Origin of the sequence: Rothia sp. HSID18069 (assembly GCF_003989155.1) — a bacterium.
GTDB lineage: Bacteria > Actinomycetota > Actinomycetes > Actinomycetales > Micrococcaceae > Rothia > Rothia aeria.
Map to the genome: position 1 here is coordinate 182,338 of NZ_RBMG01000003.1, position 17,357 is coordinate 199,694.

14 protein-coding genes are annotated in these 17,357 nt (G+C 57.4%); 8 read left to right on the forward strand and 6 right to left on the reverse strand.

Annotation, left to right across the window (positions count from 1 at the left end; translation table 11 throughout):
• Positions 1–15 precede the first annotated feature (15 nt).
• Positions 16–933, forward strand: coding sequence for a succinate--CoA ligase subunit alpha (gene sucD, locus D8M41_RS08650; RefSeq protein ID WP_006887608.1), 918 nt, complete (start codon positions 16–18; stop codon positions 931–933).
• Between the two features lie 359 nt (positions 934–1,292).
• Here sucD and D8M41_RS08655 read toward each other — a convergent pair whose 3' ends face one another.
• From D8M41_RS08655 to D8M41_RS08670, 4 genes are all read right to left on the reverse strand, one after another.
• A complete protein-coding gene (locus D8M41_RS08655) occupies positions 1,293–2,594 on the reverse strand; it encodes a VIT1/CCC1 transporter family protein (RefSeq protein ID WP_126926811.1) in 1,302 nt (433 codons plus the stop codon).
• 336 nt (positions 2,595–2,930) lie between these two features.
• A complete protein-coding gene (locus D8M41_RS08660) occupies positions 2,931–3,431 on the reverse strand; it encodes a Dps family protein (RefSeq protein WP_006887621.1) in 501 nt (166 codons plus the stop codon).
• 193 nt (positions 3,432–3,624) lie between these two features.
• Entirely contained in the window at positions 3,625–4,290 is a 666-nt protein-coding gene (locus D8M41_RS08665) for an HAD family hydrolase (protein WP_126926812.1), read from the reverse strand.
• A 23-nt stretch (positions 4,291–4,313) separates the two neighbouring features.
• Positions 4,314–4,991, reverse strand: a complete 678-nt coding sequence (locus D8M41_RS08670; RefSeq protein WP_006887612.1) for an NAD(P)-dependent oxidoreductase — start codon at positions 4,989–4,991, stop codon at positions 4,314–4,316.
• 198 nt (positions 4,992–5,189) lie between these two features.
• On the opposite strand from D8M41_RS08670, the gene D8M41_RS08675 reads away from it, so the two are divergent.
• The 3 genes from D8M41_RS08675 to D8M41_RS08685 all read left to right on the forward strand — a co-directional run bounded on the left by D8M41_RS08675 (position 5,190) and on the right by D8M41_RS08685 (position 9,186).
• Positions 5,190–5,789, forward strand: a complete 600-nt coding sequence (locus tag D8M41_RS08675) for a hypothetical protein (protein WP_126926813.1) — start codon at positions 5,190–5,192, stop codon at positions 5,787–5,789.
• 225 nt (positions 5,790–6,014) lie between these two features.
• Positions 6,015–8,612 carry an ATP-dependent chaperone ClpB gene (clpB, locus tag D8M41_RS08680; RefSeq protein WP_004005544.1) on the forward strand — a complete coding sequence of 866 codons (2,598 nt, stop codon included), beginning with the start codon at positions 6,015–6,017 and terminating at the stop codon, positions 8,610–8,612.
• Positions 8,613–8,808: 196 nt separating this feature from the next.
• On the forward strand, positions 8,809–9,186 hold the full coding sequence (locus tag D8M41_RS08685; protein ID WP_006887613.1) for a VOC family protein: 378 nt from the start codon (positions 8,809–8,811) through the stop codon (positions 9,184–9,186).
• 161 nt (positions 9,187–9,347) lie between these two features.
• Here D8M41_RS08685 and D8M41_RS08690 read toward each other — a convergent pair whose 3' ends face one another.
• On the reverse strand, positions 9,348–9,884 hold the full coding sequence (locus D8M41_RS08690; RefSeq protein ID WP_006887622.1) for a PadR family transcriptional regulator: 537 nt from the start codon (positions 9,882–9,884) through the stop codon (positions 9,348–9,350).
• A gap of 318 nt (positions 9,885–10,202) precedes the next feature.
• Positions 10,203–11,510 (reverse strand): excalibur calcium-binding domain-containing protein, encoded by a 1,308-nt coding sequence (locus D8M41_RS08695; protein WP_006887601.1) that lies wholly within the window; start codon positions 11,508–11,510, stop codon positions 10,203–10,205.
• Between the two features lie 263 nt (positions 11,511–11,773).
• Here D8M41_RS08695 and D8M41_RS08700 point away from each other — a divergent pair, with 263 nt between their 5' ends.
• From D8M41_RS08700 to D8M41_RS08715, 4 genes are all read left to right on the forward strand, one after another.
• Positions 11,774–12,727, forward strand: a complete 954-nt coding sequence (locus D8M41_RS08700) for a Sir2 family NAD-dependent protein deacetylase (protein WP_006887598.1) — start codon at positions 11,774–11,776, stop codon at positions 12,725–12,727.
• A 202-nt stretch (positions 12,728–12,929) separates the two neighbouring features.
• Positions 12,930–14,108: an excalibur calcium-binding domain-containing protein gene (locus tag D8M41_RS08705; RefSeq protein WP_006887614.1), complete on the forward strand. Its 1,179-nt coding sequence runs from the start codon at positions 12,930–12,932 to the stop codon at positions 14,106–14,108.
• Between the two features lie 302 nt (positions 14,109–14,410).
• Positions 14,411–15,469, forward strand: coding sequence for an excalibur calcium-binding domain-containing protein (locus tag D8M41_RS08710; protein ID WP_126926814.1), 1,059 nt, complete (start codon positions 14,411–14,413; stop codon positions 15,467–15,469).
• A 586-nt stretch (positions 15,470–16,055) separates the two neighbouring features.
• On the forward strand, positions 16,056–16,859 hold the full coding sequence (locus D8M41_RS08715; protein ID WP_006887630.1) for a hypothetical protein: 804 nt from the start codon (positions 16,056–16,058) through the stop codon (positions 16,857–16,859).
• Positions 16,860–17,357: the final 498 nt, after the last annotated feature.

Genomic DNA, 17,357 nt, shown 5'->3' on the forward strand with positions numbered 1-17,357 from the left:
TTATAGGAAAAAACTATGTCTATCTTTGTGAACAAAGACTCTAAGGTCATCGTTCAGGGCATCACCGGCGGCGAAGGCACCAAGCACACCGCTCGTATGCTCGCAGCCGGCACGAACATTGTGGGCGGCGTGAATGCCCGCAAGGCTGGCACCACCGTTACCCACAAGGCAAAGGACGGCTCCGATGTTGAGCTGAAGGTTTTCGGTACCGTTGCCGAGGCTATCTCAGAAACCGGTGCGGACGTTTCGATTGTTTTCGTGCCGCCCGCCTTCACCAAAGCCGCCGTGCTTGAGGCTATTGAGGCTAAGATCGGTCTGGTCGTCGTCATTACTGAGGGCGTTCCGGTGCAGGATACCGCCGAGTTCTGGGCTGCCGCGAAAGCTTCGGTGGACGAGAACGGCAAGCAGATTACCCGCATTATCGGGCCGAACTGCCCCGGTATTATCACCCCTGAGGAGTGCCTGGTTGGCATTACTCCGGCGAATATCACCGGAAAGGGCAAGATCGGTCTTGTCTCTAAGTCGGGTACCCTCACCTACCAGATGATGTTCGAGCTCGCCGACATTGGGTTCACCACCGCTATCGGTATTGGCGGCGACCCGATTATCGGCACCACCCATATTGACGCTCTGGAGGCTTTCGAGGCTGACCCGGAGACCGAGGGTATCGTGATGATTGGTGAGATTGGTGGCGACGCGGAGGAGCGTGCCGCCGAGTACATCAAGGCGAATGTCACCAAGCCTGTGGTCGGTTACGTGGCTGGTTTCACCGCTCCCGAAGGCAAGACCATGGGCCACGCTGGTGCGATCGTCTCAGGTTCTTCGGGGACCGCACAGGCGAAGAAAGAGGCCCTGGAGGCTGCTGGTGTAAAGGTCGGCAAGACCCCCTCCGAAGCCGCTAATCTGATGCGCGAAATCTTCGCCAACAAGTAGCAATCTGCCCGGTTCGGGCAGCCAATAAGACCCCCGGCGGCGTGAGTATTACGCTCGCGCCGCCGGGGATTCATATATAATCAAAGTACTAATTCGCTCCTGTCAACGGCCCTCCACTATCGGGAGAGTGCCAACGGCAGGAGTTTTTCTATTGGGCTTGCGAGGGAGTGTAAAACAAAGAACCAGTCTCTCCATTATGATTACTCTTTACGCAATGCTGTATAGTCAGCATATAGGTAGCCAAGCTGAAAGACTGCTTGGATGCGCCAGTTCCGCATGCCACGCTCATAGGCGTGGCATTTCGTGTATTGCAAAGGGGCAAAGCCGCTGGCGTAGAGAAAGTATGGAGCGGAATAGACCTACCCCAGTGTGGTGCCGAAGGCTAGGCCCAGCAGGTAGGTGATGCCTGCCGCGCCCAGTCCGATGAGGATTTGGCGCAGCCCGCGGCGCATCGGGGAAGACCCCGAGAGTAGGCCCACAATACCGCCGGTGAAACCCAGTGCCATGGTGACGAACAGAAGCGAAAGCGCCATCGCCCAGACACCGGAAAGCCCGAGAATATAGGGCAGAATCGGCACGAGCGCCCCGGATGCGAAGAAGCTAAACGATGCCGCTGCCGCACCAATATCCGTACCCAGTGCTACATTCTCTTCCTCGCCGTCCTCATTCGCGCGGTGTGACAGCGACGGGTCACAGTCGCAGTCGAGGTACCCGAAACGTTCCAGCGCGCGGTGATGAGCCGCCTCCTCATCCATACCGCGTGCCCGGTAAATGAGCTCAAGCTCGTTCGCATCAATATCAAGGTCGCCCGCCACGCGCAGGGTCACCTGGGTCGGCTGGGATGCGTCCAAAAGTTCGCGCTGGGAACGTACCGAAACGAACTCGCCCGCCGCCATGGATAGCGCGCCCGCGAGCAGCCCGGCAATCCCCGAAAGCAGCACCATAGAGCTGGATGCGCCCGAGGCCGTGATGCCAATCGTTAGCGCCAGATTCGAGACCAGCCCGTCGTTCGCGCCGAACACCGCCGCGCGGAAGTTGCCGGAGAGTTTTTCGCGCCCGCTGGTGGCTAGGGCGCGAATGATTTCTTCGTGAATAGCCTCGTCAGCCGCCATCTTTTCGGTGGCGTCCGGGTCTTCGGCGTAGGGGGAGCGGGATTCGGCCATTTGCGCCATTGCCAGAATAAAGACCGACCCGAAATGCTTCGCCATGAACTGCAAAAATGCGGATGAGAGCGACGGGCGGACGGGTTTGCCAACGTGTTCACCGAGCATGTCACGCCAGTGCTGTTGGTGGCGTTTCTCAGCCTCGGCAACCTGCATCAGAATCTCACGGTCTTTACCTTCGGCGCGCTGGGCCAGGTAGCGGTAGATGCGTGCCTCCGACTCTTCATCGGCGAGGTAGCGCCGCCACCGCCGGATCTGTGCGTCACTTGGCTGGGTGACGGGCTGGTGCCGTGCCGGTACATGGTCAAGCGCTCCTGTGCGTGCCGCCGTTGGGGAAGGGGCTGAGTGTTCGGGGTTGCGGCGCGCGGGGACATCCGGTGCGGTGAACGCCTGTGTGGTGATGGGTTCTCGCCGGTTTCTGCCGGGTGTTGCCTGGGCGGGGGAGTGGTTGCTGCTGCCGGGTGCTTCGGGTGTGTGTTTGCGGGGCTCGGGTGACATGGGGCGTCTTCCTCAGGGTGGCTGGTGCGTGCAAAACACTAGAATAGACGGGCGCTGGGCGAAAATCTAGGTAAAGCTGACCGGGTGCTGATGTTCGCCGGGCCGAAAAAATGCGGGCAGCCGTCACCATGCTGATCGGGCTTATTCGCCTAAGTGTCGCACCCACCTGCGCCCGCACTTCTGCCGGAATATGCGGCGCATATGGTTATGCCGTGGCTGGTGGTTCCCAGGCAGCAGACGTGAGGGGGACAGCAAAAACAAAAAGGGTGGGTGCCTTCCCAGAGCTAGGGGAGAGCACCCACCCGGTGAGCCTATAGGGCTCAGAAAGGCTGCCTGTTAGGAGATTTCACCTGCGCTGTTCTCCAGGAATGCGCGAATGAACCACTGGAACTTCTCGAGTTCGGCGGTCTGGCCGATCAGCAGGTCTTCGGTGATGGGGTCAACCTTGCCCGCAAATTCGATAGCCTTGCGCTGCTCCTTGATCACGCGGGTGTACACCTCGTTCAGGGCGTGCAGGTGGTCGGTGACGCGGGCACGGCCTACGGGGTAGTCTTCGTGGCTGCGCGCTGCGACTAGGGCACCTGCGAGGCCGTTGGGGGTTGCGCCCAGGGTTGCCATACGCTCTGCGATGTCGTCTACGAAGTTACGCACAGTATCAACCTGCGGGTCGATCATTTCGTGCACGGCGATGAAGCCGGGGCCGGTCACGTTCCAGTGTGCGTGCTTCAGGGACAGGTGCAGCTCGTTCAGATCGTGCAGGCGGCTCTGCAGAACTTCCGAGATTTCTTTGCCCTCGTCAAGGGTAAGACCGGGTGCGGTGTATTTTGCGAATGCCATAGTGACGACTCCTTAATGCTGTGTAGATGCCCGCCCGGTGGTTATCGTGAGAAAACCCGGTCGGTACGTTGATATTAGTAAATCATTTTTAGACCGTCCCGTCAAGATTATTCTTATTTATTCATAATAAGCATTGCTTGATATGACGCCTTGAAAACCCTAAGAGTTTGAGAAAGCTAGGCTAACCTCAAGACTAGCGTCCGAGCGCCTTAAACACGCTCAGCCCCAGCTCCTCATGCCGAAGACGCACATCCCCTAAGCCGGCGGGAACCTCAAGCTCACCGGGGACTACAATCACCTTCATGCCCGCATCCGTAGCGCTGCGCACCCCGGAAGGGGAATCCTCAATCGCCACGCACTGGCTGGGGTCCACACCCAAGCGCTGCGCTGCTAAAAGATACGGCTGCGGGTTTGGCTTCGGGTGCGTGGTCTCATCATTACCAATAACAACCGAGAACGTTCCCTCAGGGGCGGCATCAGCCGTGCGCTGAGCCACCGCAGTCGTAGCATTTGTAACTATTGCCGCCGGGATACCCGCATCACGCACCTGCACCAGAAAACGCTCAATCCCGGGCAGGAACTCCACCGGAGAATCCGCCAATGCCGCACGTACCTTACCCACCAGCCGATCATTAATCTGCTGATCCGGCAGGTTCACCCCGCGCTCACGTAACCTATCCAGCGTGAACTTCATGGAATAACCCAGGCAGTCCAGGGTGTCCTGCGCGGTCCACACACCACCAAACTCCGCCGCCAGCTCAACCTTCGCGGCTGCCCACACCGGCTCAGTATCAACCAGCGTGCCATCATGATCAAAAAGAATCGCCTGAGGAAAATCCCCCTGAATATTAGTGCTCATGCCATTAAGCCTACCGGGCATTTCTAGGCCGCCCGTATGACAACATCCTCAATCGTCACCAGAAAATCGGTACCCGCATTCAGCGGGTCTCCCGCAATATCGAGCAGAGCATCGGCAACGTCCTCACGGGCAATCGTTGGGATACCCGGAACATGCGCAACACTCGTCACATCAACCACCTTCGCCCCGCCCTTACCAGGCTCATCTGTGAGCCTGCCCGGCAACGCCCGCGAAATATACGGCTGATACTTAGCAACCATAGCGTCGGCCTTCGCACGGTCCCTAAAAATACTGCGCATAATGGTCTTGCACGCCACACGCATTAAAAAAGATGCACTCCGCACCGTGTCACCCACCCCGTAGGCGCTCATAAGAACGCAGTGCGGTACACCCGCACCCACCACCGCCTCCATAATGAGCGGCAGGCGCTTCTGCATGAACTTGGTCGATAGAAACTCCCGTACCGTAGCTTTCTGCCCCAGGATGCTAACCATCACATCCTGCCCGGAAGAAATCGTGGCAAGCTGCTCGGAATCGTTCAGGGCACCGGGAACAATAATGAGGTTCTGGTGCGCCCCCAAAAGCGCCACCGCCTTATCGGGGTTACGCACATAGGCGGTGACCGTGTGTCCCTCCTCTAACGCTTTGCGGGTGAAAAGGCTTCCGGTGCGACCGCTCGCTCCTAAAACCAGTATTTTCATGTAGGCTCCCATTATTTATCGGTGTGGTTGGTATGGGTTTAACGTGGTTGGTGTGGGCACCCGCAAGCACCCAATGTGCTCAGTATAACAATAAAGTTTTTGGCTAAAGCTTAGGTTTATGTGGGTTTTACCGCGGAAAAACCACTGACATGGTGAGTGCTGCCCCAACCCGGGGCGCAAACCGTTTAGGATGGCACAGTGAACGAAAAATCAGAGCGCTCCGGATCGCACCCGCACGTAAACTCATTGGCTGCACGCACACCTGCCGTCATACAGGTCGCAGCCCTCTACGCCGCCTATCCCATGGCGCTTGTCTCTGCCGCCTGGATTACCGTAGGCCGTGCCCTCTTCGGTGCAGCCGGTGACCTCGTACCTATTTTTGCTATCTCATTCGGCCCGGCGCTCGCACTCATACTGTGCCTGGCGGCCCGCTGGGCCTTTGCGGATGCGCGCCGCGCTGTCGCGGCCGCAGAGCTCACCCGCCCCGCCTGCCGCTGGGGTGTGGCGATTGCGCAGTCTGCCTGCTGGGTGCTGGCGTTTTTATTCGGCATGTTTATTCCGGACTACCGCGCCGGGATGCCGGTTTCAGGAATGGGTGCGCTTGTGGGCGGCGAGTACGTGGGATATGCGGCAGGGTTTGGTAACACCTTCGGTATTCTGACGTTCTCGGCCGCTATTACTGCCGCCGCGTTGGCGTACAGTGCGAACCGACGTGGGGCGCGCCTGCAGCAGGGTGTTACCGACGAGGTTTTGGAGGAGCAGGCGCGACAACAAAGCCCGTATGACTTCCTGGACTGAGACCTAGCCTGATCCTCTCACCCGCGCCCTAAAAAGGCTCTTTATACGAATAAAGCGGCGAAAACTACGCTTTATTCGTATAAAGAGCCTTTTTTAGCACTGAATTTTGGTCCCGAAAATCGGCAGTAGCCCCTTGCATCCAAACCTTGAGTGTAGTAGACTCAAGTTAGCTGTAAAAAGAAGGCGCAGGATGCGCCCCGCACAAGACGCGAAAGGATAAGATTTATGGACGCAAAATTCACCACCAAGAGCCAAGAAGCGCTCTCCGCCGCTAATATGAACGCGCAGACAGCGGGTAACCCCAGCATTGAACCTGCGCACATCCTCAAAGCACTGATGGATCAGCGAGAAGGCGTTGCCGTAGCGGTTCTCAAGGCCGCAGGGCTCGACATTGATGCCATTTCGGAAGCCGCATCCGCAGAGATTAAGAAGCTGCCGAAGGCATCTGGCGCATCGGTGCAGAACGCAAACTTCAGCCGCAGCGCCCTCGCCGCTATTCAGAGCGCGCAGACCCACGCCCAGAAATTCGGTGATACCTATATCTCCACCGAAATGCTGCTGCTGGGCATCGCAAGCGGCGATAGCGATACCGCTCGCGCACTTGAAAACCTGGGCGCAACTGCCAAAGTCATTGAAGAGACCATTCCCCAAGTACGAGGAGACCGCACCGTGGATACCCCGGACCCCGAAGGCACCTTCCAGGCCCTTGAAAAGTACGGAACCGACCTGACCGCGCTCGCCCGCGAAGGTAAACTCGACCCCGTGATTGGCCGAGACTCCGAAATTCGCCGCGTGGTGCAGGTGCTCTCACGGCGCACCAAGAACAACCCCGTACTTATTGGTGAACCCGGCGTCGGCAAAACCGCCGTGGTTGAAGGGCTGGCTCAGCGCATGGTCTCCGGCGATGTTCCCGAATCCCTGCGCGGTAAAACCCTGATCAGCCTTGACCTTGGATCCATGGTTGCGGGCGCTAAATACCGCGGAGAATTCGAGGAACGCCTCAAGGCCGTGCTCGAAGAAATCAAGAAATCCGAAGGCCAGATCGTCACCTTTATCGACGAGATGCACACCGTGGTTGGTGCGGGCGCATCCGAAGGTTCCATGGATGCGGGCAATATGCTCAAGCCCATGCTGGCACGCGGTGAGCTGCGCATGATTGGTGCCACCACACTTGACGAGTTCCGCGAGAATATTGAGAAAGACCCCGCCCTGGAACGTCGCTTCCAGCAGGTGTATGTGGGTGAGCCGAGCGTTGATGACACTATCGGTATTCTGCGTGGGCTCAAGGAACGCTACGAGGCGCACCACAAGGTGCAGATTTCCGACGCCGCCCTGGTCGCCGCCGCAGCACTTTCAAATAGGTACATTCCCTCACGTCAGCTGCCCGATAAGGCGATCGACCTGGTGGATGAGGCCGCATCGCGCCTGCGCATGGAGATCGACTCGGCTCCCGAGGAAATCGACCAGCTGCGCCGTGCCGTAGACCGTCTGACTATGGAAGAACTGGCCCTCAAGAACGAGACCGATCCGGCGTCGAAGGAACGCTTGGCGGCGCTGCGTAAAGACATGGCTGACAAGAAAGAACAGCTGGATGCGCTCAACGCCCGCTGGGAAGCCGAAAAGGCCGGTCTGAACCGCGTGGGCGATTTGAAGAGTGAAATCGATGAGCTGCGCTCGCGTGCCGAGGTGGCACAGCGCGAGGGCAACCTAGCGGATGCATCCCGCCTGCTCTACGGCGAAATTCCCGCCAAGGAGAAGGAACTGGAAGAAGCTCAGCGCGCCGAAACTGAGGCTCATGGCGAGGCTATGGTCTCTGAAGAGGTCACGGCTGACGACATTGCCGAGGTTATCTCTTCCTGGACGGGCATTCCCGCCGGGCGCATGCTTCAGGGCGAATCTGAGAAGCTGCTGGAGATGGAGAAACGTATCGGCGAACGCCTGATCGGTCAGGAAGCCGCCGTGGTTGCTGTGGCGGATGCGGTTCGCCGCGCCCGCGCCGGAATTTCCGACCCGAACCGCCCGATTGGTTCCTTCCTGTTCCTGGGGCCGACCGGTGTGGGTAAGACCGAGCTCGCGAAGGCTCTCGCGGAGTTCCAGTTTGATGACGAGCACGCCCTGGTGCGCATCGACATGAGTGAGTACGGCGAGAAGCACAGTGTTTCCCGCCTGGTGGGTGCGCCTCCCGGATATGTGGGCCACGAAGAGGGCGGTCAACTGACCGAGGCCGTGCGCCGTCGCCCATACTCCGTGGTGCTGCTGGACGAGGTTGAGAAGGCTCATCCCGAGGTCTTCGATATTCTGCTGCAGGTGCTTGATGACGGTCGTCTGACTGACGGTCAGGGCCGCACCGTGGACTTCCGTAACGTGATTCTGATTCTGACCTCGAACCTGGGTTCGCAGTACCTGGTCGATCAGGAGATGCCGTTTGAGGAGCGCAGCGAAAAGGCGATGCAAGTGGTTCACCAGGCGTTCCGTCCCGAGTTCCTGAACCGTCTGGACGACATCATCATGTTCGAGCCGCTCTCTTCCGAGCATCTGGGACAGATTGTGAATCTGCAGATTCAGGGCATGGGCAAGCGTCTGACCGACCGCCGCCTGACCCTGGATGTTACCCCCGCCGCCCTGGAGTGGCTGGGCTTGGCAGGGTACGATCCGGCCTTCGGTGCCCGCCCGCTGCGCCGCCTGGTACAGCGCGAGATCGGCGACCGTCTGGCGAAGGGCATCCTCTCGGGCGCTATCCACGATGGCGATACCGTAGAGGTGGATGTGAACCCGGATGTTGCAATGGACGGTCTGTCAGTGACCTCCAAGCGTGACGACTAAATCATCACGACGCGAAACAGAATGCTAAGTTGCAGCGGGAGCGTAAATTACGCTCCCGTTGCAACTTTCTTCATGGAATAGTTTCTCCAATTAGAATGCTATTTATTTCTTCATGCGCTCGGAATAACGTCCTAGATATGTTACTCATGAAATGACGGCAAACGAACCATTATCAAAGCCATAAGGAGGCGGACCAGTGATCGATCATTTCGGCATCAACGTTAAAGATATCGAAGTAAACAAAGCATTTTATGAGGCAGTGCTGGCGCCGCTGGGCTACGCCAAGACAATAGATGAAGAGCCATATGGCATGGGCTTTAGCAACCCAGACCGCACGCAGCACACGGGAATGTTTTGGCTTGGTAAAGGTGAGCCGTCATCACCGTTGCATTTCGCTTTTGCTGCGCCATCGCGGGCGGCGGTAGATGCATTCTACGAAGCGGGCTTGGCAGCGGGAGGGCAGGATCATATCGCGCCAAGTGTGCATGCTGACTATCACCCGAACTACTATGCTGCCTTTCTTATTGACCCTAACGGGCATAAGATCGAGGCAGTGTGCCATAAAGCGCCATAGAGGTATCTAGTTAGGGTATATTACTGGCCCCCTAACTCATCTCTGATCAATGCGCCGCCGCCAAACGAGAACGCACTATTACCTTGCACATAACCGCTCCCCGGAAATGCAAGGCCGGCGAGGTAGCCGTTATTGCCGACTCAAGAGCGCGGAATCAGCCCTTACTTCTTACGATTCTGATAAAAATCCTTCTCGAATTTGCGTGCCCAGTCCGCAATGAGTCGGTAGGTGTCGGAGCACAGCTCTAGGGTTGCCTTCGCCTCTATCTGATCGTCGATGGATGCGGCAGCCTGTTCCAGCCGATCTGCCCACTCGCTGTAGGTATCGGCAATAGACTGCAACAGCTCGTGCCCCATCTTCTCATCCACCATGCGGATATTCGCGATGACGGAGACGAAGTTGAAGTCTACGCGCGCCGGGCTGGAGGCAATATCGTAGAGAAGCTCATGAAGACGCTCCTTGCCTTCGAGAGTAATGGAGTAGACCGTGCGCTCAGGCATAGCACTGTCTTTGACGGTGGTGCTCTCCACATATCCCTGCTTGTAGAGCTGTACCAGGTTGCGGTATACGGAGGGTGAGCTGATGCGCGCCCAACCGCGCACTCCGCGCTGATCCATCATTTTGTTCATTTCGTAGGCGCTCATCGGGCGCTCATGCAGAGCCCCCAGGATCATAGCGTCGATAGTTGGGGTTGCCATGATGCTTCCTTTCACTATTGCTGTCGCTAATAATACTATCATTAATAGTAGTCTTGTATACAGGAGTTTAGGACCAAGAGAACCTGGGTAGGCGAGTAGGTTGCCCGTCCCTAACTGGGAGCAACCTCGGCATACACTAGACGCATGGGCAAGCGGATCGCTATGTGTTATGCAGACTTCGCAGACGCGGGCGAGAAAAATGAACGGCCTGACGGTGACCGCCGAGTGGTAACGAGTAGTGCAGCTGGTACAGATAATGCGCGCCGCACCGGGGTACTTCCCGGTACGGCGCGCATTCTTGTTAGTAGATGAAAGGTGTTATGCCTGCTTGCGGCGGCGTGCCACCAGTACGACGGCGGTACCCGCTACGAGGGTGAATAGGCCAACCCCGGCAATGGTTAGCGCACCCGAAGCGCCGGTGCTTGCCAGCCTGCCGCGAGTGGTTGAAGCCGCCGAGTAGCTGCCCGTGCTGCCGGTTGAGGCGACAGTCCCGGAGGAAGAGACGCGCGATGCGGAGCCACCCGAGTAGCTGCCGGATACCCTAGACTCGCACGCTACCCCGTCTTTGTCGCGGTCAAGGTGGCCGCTGTAGTGTTCGCTGCCTGCCTTAATATTGTTCAGGCCGCGGGCGCGGGCCTCGGTGCAGTTATCAAGCTTGTCATCGGTGGAGGTGTCAGCGGCTGCTGCCTGCTTGCCTCCGGTGGTGCTGGCGGTACCGTGGGTACCGGGTGCTTTAGTCTCGCACCCCACCCCGTCCTTGTCACGGTCAAGGTGCTCACCGTAGTGCGGGCTGTTCGCATCAATATTGCTGAGCCCGCGCGCCGATGCTTCAGTGCAGTTCTTGGGGATCTCACCAGCTACGGCCGAGCCCTGAGCGGCAGCGGCCAGGTGCTCCGCGTTTGCGGATGCGTTCGGCACGTTATGCTCGGCGGATGAAGAATCCTGCGCCGAATTATCTGCTGCCTGCTCGCTCTGGCTGGGGGCAGCGGAAGGCTGCGCCGGAGGCTGCGGTTTGCTCGTCACCGCTGCGGAGGTGCTTGGGGAAGCAGCGGGCGCCTCGGTGGTGTTCTGCGCAGCGGGGGACGAGGGGCTGGGGGCTGCTTCGGTCGGTGCGGGCGCAGCAGAAGCAGCAGCCGTATCGGTGGGGGATGCACTCGGCGCTGCTGCCGCCTGGATTGTCACGGTCGCAGCGTCACCGCCGCGACGGTGATCCTGCTTGTTGATCGACCCGGTGAGCACCGTGAGGGTCACGGTCTGCCCGGGTTTGAAGCCCTCCTGCCAGGGGATGGTGCCCGCCACGTTGCCGTTTGCGTCGGCCTCAACACGCAGGTAGGGCTGTCCGCTCACGCCACCGCCATCAATTTTGAGGGCGAGTACCGAGGGTGAGCCGTCTTTGGCTTTGAACCCGGTGCCGGTGAAGCTTAGACCCTGCCCCACAGTCCAGGAGCTGGGGAAGGTGATGGTTGCCCCGTCGTCGTAGGTGTGGCTCGCGTTTGCTGCGGGCGCTACGGCGGTGGTGTTGGTTGCGGGTGCCGCGAATGCGGCGGGGATGGCGGTCGTGCCTACGAGGCTGAGGCTGAGCGTGGCGACGGCGCCAATAGTTGTGAATTTGCGATGAGTAGTCATACCTAAATTCTAAGCTACTGTGTAGGGTAAAATGCCCGAAAAGACGCTTCGGGACTGTGGTGTACAACAGTATGGATACCCTATCTTTAAGCTGTTAGTTGAGGTTTACCCCCAGAAACTCTTTCCGTGCGCGGGTGAGCAGTGCGGCCCCGAACCGCCACACAGTCACTTTCGGTACGGATACCCGCAGTGTGCACGGGCATAGCGGGGTGCATCCTACAATGGGTGCAGTACATTCTTGAACGACGGCACACTGGGACGCAATGGATAAATGGACTGACACGACCGGTTTCGATAATCACGAGATTGCCGCCGTGCACCGTGCCGCGATCCGTTCTATCCAGCGTGTTGTTGCCGAGACCGCCCAGCCGCACCAGCCTGAGGTTGCCCTCGAAGGGGTGGCTGGTATGCTTCGTGCAGGCCGGGTGCTTGCGCTCACCGGGGCGGGGGTTAGTACCGAATCCGGTATCCCTGATTACCGTGGCCCCGCCGGTTCCCTGCGTGAGCACCGCCCCATGACCTACCAGGAATTCCGGTATGATGACGCTGCCCGCCAGCGCTACTGGGCGCGTTCCTATGTGGGGTGGCGGCGCATGAAGGAGGCCAAACCTAACCGTGCCCACTATGCGCTGGTTGAGCTTGAGCAGCACGGTGCTGTTTCTGGGGTGATCACCCAGAACGTTGATGGGCTTCACGCCCAAGCGGGGAGCAGAAATATACTGGCCCTGCACGGTGATCTCTCAACGATCATATGCCTCACCTGCGGGCACCGTGAGGGGCGGGCGAGCCTGGATATTCGTTTGGATGCCGCAAACCCCGGCTATTTGGCGCGTCTTGCGGGCACCAATTTGCGGGTTAACCCTGATGGCGATGTTGAGCTGGATAACGATTTCATCCGTGATTTTGTGATGATCGGGTGCATTGCGTGCGGCTCCCAGCGCCTTAAACCGGATGTGGTGTACTTCGGCGAATCTGTACCCGCCGAGCGGAAGGAGCGGCTGCGGCACATGCTGGCTGATTCGACTGCTCTGCTGGTGGTTGGCTCGTCGGTGGCGGTGATGAGCAGTTACAAGATTGTGTTGGATACGCTCAGGGCCAATAAGCCGGTTGCCGTGTTGAACGGTGGGCCGGGCCGGGCGGATGCGCGCGCCACCTATCTGTGGCGCACTAATGTGGGGGATGCGCTGGGCCAGCTGCTTGACCGGTTGCAGCTGTGAGCGCCGTGGCCCAAGACGCCACCACACACGATGAGAGGAATAATAAAGAAATACGTGAAGTGCGCCGAACACCGGGTTAGAGCATTTTCCCTAATGAGGGCGTAAATTGGTGCAAAATAGTGCGCATCCTATCGCCGCTATTTGACCCACACCATAATCGTAGGCCATGTAATATTATTGCTTCGCCGATAGAATATAAGGCATGACAATTCGCACCAAGATTGCCACTTTCGGTATCATAGCCGCGCTTGCGGGCGGCATGGTAGGCACATCCACTCCCATCGCCTCGGCCGCGCCGGTGGCTGCCCCCACCGCCACCAGTTATTTCAGAGCGGGAGCAACCGTTAATTTCCCCACCACCTGGACGGCTGGACAGCCGCTAACTGTTACCGGGCAGGGGTTTAGAACCAGAAGCGGTCGGTCGGTGACTGTTGTATTGCGTGGCGATGAGGGCGAGATTTACCACGAGGTGCGTCCGGATGCTAATGGAAAATTCACTACTTCTATCCCGTGGTCGAATAGTTTACAGGCCGGGCAGAGCATTGAGTTTGAGACTTTCGCGTTGACCCGGGGTGGTTTCTACGAGGGCAGCGAGGTTGATGTGCGGGTCGTGGCCGCCCCGGCACGGCAGAACCCTGCCCCGCAGCCGAAGACCACCACCGGTGCAGCCCAGAAACCGGCGGAAAAAGATAAGTCTGGTGAAAATAAGAACGGTGGGGGCTCTGGCGGCGGCAGCAATTCCGGGGATAAGAATAATAAGGACGGTAACGGCGGCTCTGGTGACAATAAGAACCAGGGCGGTAGCAGCGGTGACAGTAACCCTGGCGGCAATAATAATAATGCTGGTGGTGCCCAAAGCGGCGGCGGCAGCGACCCGTCAGCCTCCCCACAGGGTGGGCAGCAGGATAGTAGCGGGGCCTCCGGTGGTGCTATAGATTCCTCCGAACCGGATGGTCCTTCCGATAAGGTTTCGGCTAGTGCCAGCGAGTCCAGCCCCAGTGCGTCAGCCTCAGCCTCTGCCAGCGGGAATAAGCGTTTTCATAACTGTAAAGAAGTGAAGGACGCCGGGCTGGCCCCTATTCATAAGGACCACCCGGATTTTCAGGAGGGCTTTGACTCTGACCATGACGGTGTGGGGTGCGATAAGCCAGCAGACTTCGGTAACGAGCCTGTGACAATTACCACGGGTGCTGCGACCGGGGATTCTTCTGCCTCTACGGAGGCCTCGGGTGAGCAGGGTTCTTCCGGGCAGGGGTTTAGCCCGGCAGATCTTGCGGACCCCGGCAAAAACGGGGTTTTGTTGGCTGCCGGTTATGTGCTGATTGTGGGCGGAATTGGTGGAGCAATATTCCTGGCCGTGCGCAAAATGCGTAAAGAGTGATGCCACTCTCGCGTATAACCCGCTGTGAGTGAATTATTTTCAATATATTCAAGAGCGTATCTATAAGAATGCAAGAGTGTATTGCGGGTCAATTTAGAGCACCTATACGATGAGCCGCCCGCCACAGAGGCTGTGTCTTATACCGGTAATATGTTCCTCAAAGCCTGCCAACTCAGGGATATAGCACCACTGATTTAAGGGTGGGTTTTACGTCTAAGGAAGGTTAACCATATTGACGAACACCATAGCCTTCTGCGTGCAATAACTGCATTTAATACTGTGCGTACAGATAAAATTAAGTCATGAGTATTCGCACTAAATTTACTACGTTCAGCATCGTTGCCGCACTGGGGTGTGGCATGGTCGGTGCAACTGTTCCCGCTGCTTTTGCAGCACCTGGTTCGGTTCCTGCTGCAGCTGCAGCCGCTCACGTTTACGAAGACGGGGCGAGCCTGCAATTTCCGGGCACCTGGACCGTAGGCCAACCCCTGCACTTTACAGGTACCGGTTTTAAAGCAACCGATGGTTCCCCTTCTATTTTGGCGATTAAGATCAATGGTGGCCCCGTCAGCGGCGCCCGCTACCTAGAGGTTAAAGCGGATGCGGACGGCAATATTTCCGGCTCTATCCCTTGGCAGGAGAACCTCAAGGCCGGGGAAAGCGTCGAAATTAATGTGCTCACCGGCTCGTTGAATAAGAAGGACCTGCAGCGCGGCGGCGTGGCGGCTACGGTGACCGTGGTGGACGATTCCTCCGCCCCGTCTGATTCGTCCGTACCGAAGGACACCCCGTCTGAGATACCTTCACCTTCTGAGAAGCCCAGCAGCGTGCCTTCGGAGTCTCCTTCAGCTCCTGCTCCCAGCACGAGCTCACCCGTTGCTACCCCATCTGAATCACCCTCTGAATCACCGGCTGAGTCGCCCTCGGCAACCCCGAGCGAGACCACCCCTTCACAGCAGCCCTCAGCAACCTCCAGGGAAACCTCTTCGGCTTCTGCTGAGGCGTCGGTGAATGCCGGTGCAGATGCATCACCAACCCCGCGTTTTAAGAACTGCAAAGAGGTGCAGGATGCCGGTCTGGCCCCCATCCACAAGGGTCACCCGGACTTCCAGGAGAAGTTTGACGCCGACCATGATGGGAAAGGCTGCGAGAAGGACGCTGACTATGAGAACAGCGCCTCCCGCGTGGATTCTAATGGCGGGGTAGCCGCTAGCGACAGCAATAATGGCGGCGGTATCTCCGGGCGGCTGGCAAGCACGGGCGCGGCCGGTGTCGTTACCATCGCGGGCTTGGGCCTGGCTGCTGTGGGCGCTGGTGTTGCCGCAATTGTGGTGATGCGCCGTCGCAAGCAGAGCTCCTAAGCCTTAGCTCCCTAGACCTTGGCTGGCGCGCTACCTAATGCGCGCTGCCGTGGAGTATTCCAACCGACACTAACAATAGTGCAGGCCTCTTGCATACCGCAGCATAGCGGGGCAGAGGCCTGCACTTGTGTGTAGGGGGGGGGACACTGTCAGCTTGCGGGAGGGGTAGGCTATGAAGGAAGACTTGCAGAAGCTCTCCGGCAAGAGGTGCAGGGTGCTCTGAAGTACAAAAGTACGGTGCATTATGCGTGGGTATAGTGTTCATAGAAGAATACGCCACGCCGAGTGTAAAATTTCTTGACGATGTGCTGAACGTATCATAAACCTGCAATAAAATAATAATGTATGAATAGATAAACACTATACCCTTAGTATTGTAGGGGATATGTGTATTTTTATGTTTTATACCTTTTATAGTGTGTAGTCAAGATGTAGCCTTTTAAGGCATCTTGATTGAAATACTGAGGATCTAAAGGTTGATAGTGCAGGGTGAATTCAGTCAAAAAGTGAATTATTACACGAGGGAGTTTTAATAATACGGTAATACTATCCACACGGTACACATCATTTTCGATAGACTGGTGATATGACATTCCGTAAAAAAATCGCTACTTCCGGCGCTGTGCTCGCTCTTGGGTGCAGTCTACTAAGCAGCTCGGTTTTGGCACCGGCCGCTTATGCAGCGCCAGAACCATCTGCAACGCCTATTGTTAAGGAATATACCGACGGCGCCACCCTTACCTTCCCTTCAACCTGGACTGAGGGTGAGCCTCTAGAATTTTCGGGCGTTAACTTCTTTGCTACCGACGGCACCCCCTCAGTACTTGCTGTGCGTCTCAATGGTGGGCCTGTGGGCTCATCAGACTACTTGCAGTTCGAAGCTGACGCCGACGGTAAGGTGAGCGGCTCTATTCCCTGGCAGGATCGTTACACAGCCGGCTCGACCGCCACCATTAACGTGCTCACCGGATCTTTGAACCCCAACGATAATAAGCGCGGCGGCATAGCCGCTTCTGTGACCGTGGTAGACAAAAACGGCGGCACCGGCAATGCTAAACCGTCGGAGTCAGCCTCAGCCGATGCGCACAAGTCTGAAAGCCCCAAGGAAGACCCATCTAAAGGCGCTAAGACCGAGACTCCAGCTAAGGAAGAAAGCAGCCCGGCAGCTAAGGAAGAAGAAACTCGCACCGCTGCTAGCAGCGCCACCACAGAGGCGGATGAAAAGCCGCTAAGCCCGATCAGCAGCAGCGCCAGTCCCACCGCAGTGACCAGTGCATCTTCGAATAACTCGAATGGAAATATGATGCCGTGGCTTGGCTACGGGCTGATCGGCGGCGGTGTGGTACTCGCTGGGCTCATCATCTTCTTCAATATTCGGCGTAAATCATAAAATATCGCCCGGTCGGTACTTTATACTGCCGCGTTGCGTAAATATTCACTTAAATCCCCCTTTGCACGGAATGCAAAGGGGGATTTTGGATTTGTGGGGATATCCCCACAAAAAACCATAAAACAGATCACACTATAAACAATTTCGTTCGCAAGAGGCGTTATATGGGTGTGATTTTTATGCACATAAATGTCAAGACCACTCTATCTGTATAGGTTGAATTTAAGCCACAGAACGTGAAGGTGCGTTAAAACCTAAGCCTTAGATTGATAAAATGAGGGGAAAGGTAACAGATGTATTCCGCTGAAAGTTACCGCTCAAAAACCCACATGAAATATGTGGGAACACAGTACATGAACCGCCAACAGAAAAGAGGCGATACAGGATAAGACCAGCGCCGTTGGAAGACATACCTGCGATCTAAGTAGGACACAGCTACAACACAGGATTAAGCGCGAATCTATAAATATCCGAATCACTACACTACAGACGGAGAAT

Bases quoted from the DNA above. Each gene is read 5' to 3' on its own strand.
- sucD (WP_006887608.1), top strand. From the start codon at position 16: ATGTCTATCTTTGTGAACAAAGACTCTAAGGTCATCGTTCAGGGCATC.
- D8M41_RS08655 (WP_126926811.1), bottom strand. From the start codon at position 2,594: ATGTCACCCGAGCCCCGCAAACACACACCCGAAGCACCCGGCAGCAGC.
- D8M41_RS08660 (WP_006887621.1), bottom strand. From the start codon at position 3,431: ATGGCATTCGCAAAATACACCGCACCCGGTCTTACCCTTGACGAGGGC.
- D8M41_RS08665 (WP_126926812.1), bottom strand. From the start codon at position 4,290: ATGAGCACTAATATTCAGGGGGATTTTCCTCAGGCGATTCTTTTTGAT.
- D8M41_RS08670 (WP_006887612.1), bottom strand. From the start codon at position 4,991: ATGAAAATACTGGTTTTAGGAGCGAGCGGTCGCACCGGAAGCCTTTTC.
- clpB (WP_004005544.1), top strand. From the start codon at position 6,015: ATGGACGCAAAATTCACCACCAAGAGCCAAGAAGCGCTCTCCGCCGCT.
- D8M41_RS08690 (WP_006887622.1), bottom strand. From the start codon at position 9,884: ATGGCAACCCCAACTATCGACGCTATGATCCTGGGGGCTCTGCATGAG.
- D8M41_RS08695 (WP_006887601.1), bottom strand. From the start codon at position 11,510: ATGACTACTCATCGCAAATTCACAACTATTGGCGCCGTCGCCACGCTC.
- D8M41_RS08700 (WP_006887598.1), top strand. From the start codon at position 11,774: ATGGATAAATGGACTGACACGACCGGTTTCGATAATCACGAGATTGCC.
- D8M41_RS08705 (WP_006887614.1), top strand. From the start codon at position 12,930: ATGACAATTCGCACCAAGATTGCCACTTTCGGTATCATAGCCGCGCTT.
- D8M41_RS08710 (WP_126926814.1), top strand. From the start codon at position 14,411: ATGAGTATTCGCACTAAATTTACTACGTTCAGCATCGTTGCCGCACTG.
- D8M41_RS08715 (WP_006887630.1), top strand. From the start codon at position 16,056: ATGACATTCCGTAAAAAAATCGCTACTTCCGGCGCTGTGCTCGCTCTT.